The 4,702-nt window shown below is 64.2% G+C and carries 4 protein-coding genes; 2 read left to right on the top strand and 2 right to left on the bottom strand.

The genetic code is table 11. From position 1 onward, the window contains the following. Positions 1–925 (top strand): MBL fold metallo-hydrolase (locus tag ACR9ZH_RS18325; protein ID WP_481292199.1); only part of this gene is annotated, 925 nt, incomplete at its 5' end. 323 nt (positions 926–1,248) lie between these two features. Then, a complete protein-coding gene (locus ACR9ZH_RS18320; protein ID WP_481292198.1) occupies positions 1,249–2,259 on the top strand; it encodes an alpha/beta fold hydrolase in 1,011 nt (336 codons plus the stop codon). Between the two features lie 57 nt (positions 2,260–2,316). On the opposite strand, the gene ACR9ZH_RS18315 is transcribed toward ACR9ZH_RS18320, so the two are convergent. Together ACR9ZH_RS18315 and ACR9ZH_RS18310 are read right to left on the bottom strand one after the other, a co-directional pair. Next, complete coding sequence (locus ACR9ZH_RS18315; RefSeq protein ID WP_481292197.1) at positions 2,317–2,952, bottom strand: MarC family protein; 636 nt, start codon at positions 2,950–2,952, stop codon at positions 2,317–2,319. 217 nt (positions 2,953–3,169) lie between these two features. Continuing rightward, positions 3,170–4,702: TonB-dependent receptor domain-containing protein (locus tag ACR9ZH_RS18310; protein ID WP_481292196.1), on the bottom strand; the 1,533-nt coding region annotated here is incomplete at its 5' end.

The following is a 4,702-nucleotide window of genomic DNA, read 5'->3' as shown; positions in this document are numbered from 1 at the left end:
GTGGAAAGGATTGAAGCTGACGCTGTCCTTCTTCTTCGCCAAGCCGAAGGGAACGGTTCCCGACCGTCCCATACCCTTGCGTTCCCTGACGCGCGCGCAACTGGATGCGGCACCCGATCGAAGCCTCTACCGGCTTGGGCATTCGACCGTGCTGCTGAAGCTGCGCGGACGATACTGGCTCACCGATCCGGTGTTCTCGGAGCGGGCGTCGCCGGTGCAATGGGCAGGCCCGGCACGATTCCATGCTCCGCCGGTCGCTATCGACGAATTGCCGCCCCTGGCTGGCGTCATTCTTTCGCACAACCATTACGACCACCTCGACCGCGCTGCCGTCACCCGGCTGGCGGCGAAGACGAACCGCTTCCTTGCCCCGCTGGGCGTCGGTGACCAGCTCGTGGCGTGGGGCCTCGATCCGGACAAGGTGGAACAGCGCGACTGGTGGCAGTCGGTCGATCTCGACGGGCTTCGATTCACCGCCACGCCAGCCCAGCATTTCTCCGGACGCGGACTGGGCGATGGCGACAGGAGCCTTTGGGCCTCATGGGTCATCCAGGATGGGGACTTCCGCCTGTTCTTCAGCGGCGACTCGGGATACTTCGATGGCTTCAAGGCTATCGGGGAGAAGTTCGGCCCGTTCGATCTCACGCTCATGGAAACCGGTGCCTACGATCCGCGCTGGGCCTTCGTGCACATGCAACCGGAAGAGACGTTGCAGGCCCACATCGACTTGCGCGGGCGTTGGCTGTTGCCGATCCATAACGGCACGTTCGACCTGGCCATGCACGTATGGCAGGAACCGTTCGAGCGTATCGCGGCGCTGGCGGCTGCCCGTGGCGTGTCGCTGGCCACTCCCGAAATGGGCGAACGGGTGGACCTGGACTCGCCGCGATCCGGTTCGGCCTGGTGGCGCTCTGTCATGGAATGAGCGGCTCGCGTGCTCTTCGGCGCATGCCTCATCGTCAGCGTACGCCAAGTTTCCGACGCGCGAGCGGCTTGCCACCCCAGCACTCGCCAAACTCCCTCCCCGCGCGGTGCTATAGCTCAACGGTGAGAGCAAGGACCGATAATCGATTGGTTCCAGGTTCGAGTCCCGGGGCCCACCAAGCCCCTCCGTGGTGGCCAGCCGACTGCGATCACCCGATTCCACGCACCTGTCGTCTGTTTTGAAAGCAACCGGGCGAACCGGCAAATCCGCCGGTCTGCGCATGCGACCATGCGGCATCGAGAAAATTCGCTGGGAGCAGCCCCATGTTGAAGCCATCCGGGCGCGGCAAGGCCACGCGAACGCAGCGCGAACGGCGTCGGGTGGAACGATGGCTGACTGCCACGATGCTGGCTGCCGCCGCGGCGCTGGCCTGGGGCGCCGGCCCTGCACCGGCGCGCGTGCCGGACGCATCCTGCCAGGGCGCCTCGCGCGTGGACTCCGCACTGCGGCAGGGTACGGCGACGACAGCGGCCGGGCCGGTGGGCTACTACCGCTTCGGGCGCGGCACGCCACTTCTGCTTGTTACCGGCTACCGCGCCACCTTGTCGGAGTGGAACAGCGCCTTCCTTGAGGCACTCGCCGTCGACCACGAGGTGATCGTGATCGACAACCCCGGAGTCGGTCGGTCCCGGGTTACACGTGTGCCCGACGACATGCAGGACATGGCCGGCGTGGTCAGCGCCTTCATCGATACGATGAAGCTGGGCAGGGTGGACGTGATCGGCTGGTCGATGGGCGGCATGGTGGCCCAGCAGTTGGCGATCGCCCATCCGTCGCAGGTCAATTCGCTGGTACTTTTGTCCACCGCGCCGCCCGGCGCATACGCCACGCCGGTGTCGCCGGCGACCGTGGCTGTGTTATCGGGCGCATCAGCGTCGCCTTTCCAAGCCATCATGGATGTGCTGTTCCCGCCGGTCGCGCGTGCGCAGGCGGTGAAGTGTTTCCGCACCGAGATGTTCGTGCCGGCCGACTATGGACGCGTCAGGGTCGATGCGGAGGTGGCGGCCGCTCAGGATCGCGCGATATCGACGTGGTGGAAGAGCAATGCCACCGCCGATGCGCTCGGACGCGTGTATGTTCCCGCTCTGGTCGTCGCGGGCGAACAGGATGCGGTGCTCTCCCCGCGAAACGCGGACGCCCTGGCGAAGCTGCTTCCCGATGCCACCCTGCATGTCGTCCCGCAGGGCGGTCACGCGCTGATGTACCAGGAGCCCCGGCTATTGGCCGACGCGATCACGCGCTTCGTGGCCAAGGCGCATCGAAGCGGGTTCTGAATCGGAAACCTCAGGTCCCTCAGGCCCGGCGGGATGACACACGCCCACGAACCGACTTCATGTCTGGATGCCAACAAGTTGCGCGATGCCATGCCATCCCAATTGCATGCCGATGCACAACAGGATTAATGACGAGAGTCGTTCTATGACCCTAGCCAGTGCGGTCCCGAAAAAGCGGCACAGCCGTTCCACGTACCGCATGCACAGGTAGATGGTCGCTGCAAGTAGAACGAGACCCAGGATCGCGCCCACTAAATGGGCAGGAGAAGTCGTGTTGATCTGCTCGGTGCCCATCGCAACGGCGACAGAAATGGAACCTGGTCCGACGATCAGAGGAAGGGTGAGTGGATAGAAGGCCTGGGAGAGCGCCGTTTCCCGTGGCAACGGTGCGGCGGCGTCGGCGGAGGGAGCCATCAGCAGGCGGAAAGCGATGACTGCCAGCATTACACCACCGGCTACGCGAAGGGCGGGAATCGAAATGCCGAAGAAGGCAAGCACGTAGGTTCCGACCAGGGTGGCTCCGGCAAGCATCAGCAGGCAGTTCAAAGCCACGGCGGCCGCAAGCTTCTTGCGCGTGGTGTCGTCCAGATTGACCATCATGCCCTGGGCAATCAGGGCAGCGCCGAACGGATTCAGTACAGGGAATAGTGCCGCAACGACCAACAGAAGCACTTCTGCAGTAGTGGTGAACATGATCTTCGCCTCTCGGAAACCGCCTGGTCTGGACATCTGGCAATACAGGGCAATTCTGGGGGCGAAGGCGACGACCCATTTTCCAGAATGCACCAGTGCTAGCTAGATCCCACGGCTGCATAAGAAGTGCCCGCGCCGGGGGGATAGTCCGGAACGCTGCGGTGGCGATGGACGCCGACGGACGCACCGGGCGGTCGCAAGGCCGCCCCGTCATGCATCAGAGCCCGAAGTCCAGGTTCATCTGCACCCACAACTCGCGTCCCAGCGCGTTGTAGTTGGTCACGTCATAGTACGGCCAGTCGCCGTTGGTGCGATCCTTCGGCGGGCGCTTGTTGAAGATGTTGTTGGCCGTGAAGGTGATCGACGCCAGGGGGTTGAAGCGGAACGTGGTGGAACCGTTCCAGCGGATCCATGGCCCAAGGTTCTTTGCCGTGCCCACGTGGTTCCACATGCTGCCGTCACGCATGCCGAAGATCGTGGTGCTCCATGACCCGATGCTCCAGGTGATGTTGCCGTTGACGCGGCTCTTGAACTCGTTGGAGTTGGCGCAGCACAGGTAGTCGTAGGTCGGATCGCCGGCCTTCTCCTTGAACGTGTGCGTGAGCGCGTCGTAGTACGACAGCCCCGCCACGAAGTCGCCGAAGCGGCCGGCGCGCCAGCGATAATCCACCTGCGACTGGATGCCGGTCTGCCGCTCGCGCGCCACGTTGATGGGATAGGTGGCAATCTCCTGCACACCATTGGGCGTGACGGGGTCGTTGGCGGAACGACGGGTCACCTCGCCCAGCACTTCCTGGCAGGTCGGTGAGTTGATGTCGTACGCGGTCTGGCCGCTTTCGGACACGCCCAGGCGGCAGTTGGCTTCCGTCTCCAGGATCTCGTCGTTGCCGAGCGTCTGCACCTCGTTCTTGATCACCACGGCGTTGTAGTCCACCGACCAGCTCAGCGAGTTGTCCGGACTGGACCAGACGAAGCCGTAGGTGAATGACTTGGCGGTGATGTCCTTCAGCTTGGTGTTGCCGCTGGACGAGGCCAGGATGCCCAGGCCCGACTGCGGGCAGTCGTCGTAGTTGCTGGAATTGAAGCCAGCCAGGCGGCACAGATAATAGTCGGTGGCCGACGAATAGCCGCTGGAGTGCGCCGAGAACAGGTTGAACATGTTGGGCGCACGGAACGCGGTGGCGTAGCTGCCGCGCAGCAGCAGCGTGTCCACGGGGCGGTATTCCAGGCCCAGCTTGTAGGTCAGCTTGCCGTCGCCTTCGCCGGCGTAGCTGTAGCGGTCCCAGCGGCCCGACACGTTGGCGGTCAGCGTGTCGAGCAACGGCACCTGAAACTCCGCGCCAAACGCCTTGGCGTCACGGCTGCCCTGCGCCACGGTGGAGCCGGCCTGGCCGCGGAAATAGCCCTCGTCGGACAGCTCGCTGGACGAGCGGTTCATGAAGCGCTCGTGGCTGCGCTGCGCGATGACGGCCATGCCTAGGTCACCGGCCGGCAGGTGCAGCAGGCTGGGATTGGTCAGGGTCAGCGTGAGGTTCTGATTCCACGACTGCGACACGGCGCGGTTGATGTCGCTGAAGCTGTTATAGAGCGACCGGTCGATGGGCACGTACAAGCGGTCGAGGTTGGGCGCGTAGATCGGATAGCCCGAGTCATCCTCGCCCAGCTGCGGCCCCAGGTAGTACTGGTCCACGCCGTTGTTGGCCACGAAGTCCGTGGACTTGCGCACCAGGTTGGTCTGCGAGCGGTTGTA

The organism is Luteibacter sp. SVR4-7G, from assembly GCF_056755555.1.
Note: the sequence above shows the minus strand (reverse complement) of the source record. Positions and strands in the feature narration are given on the sequence as shown.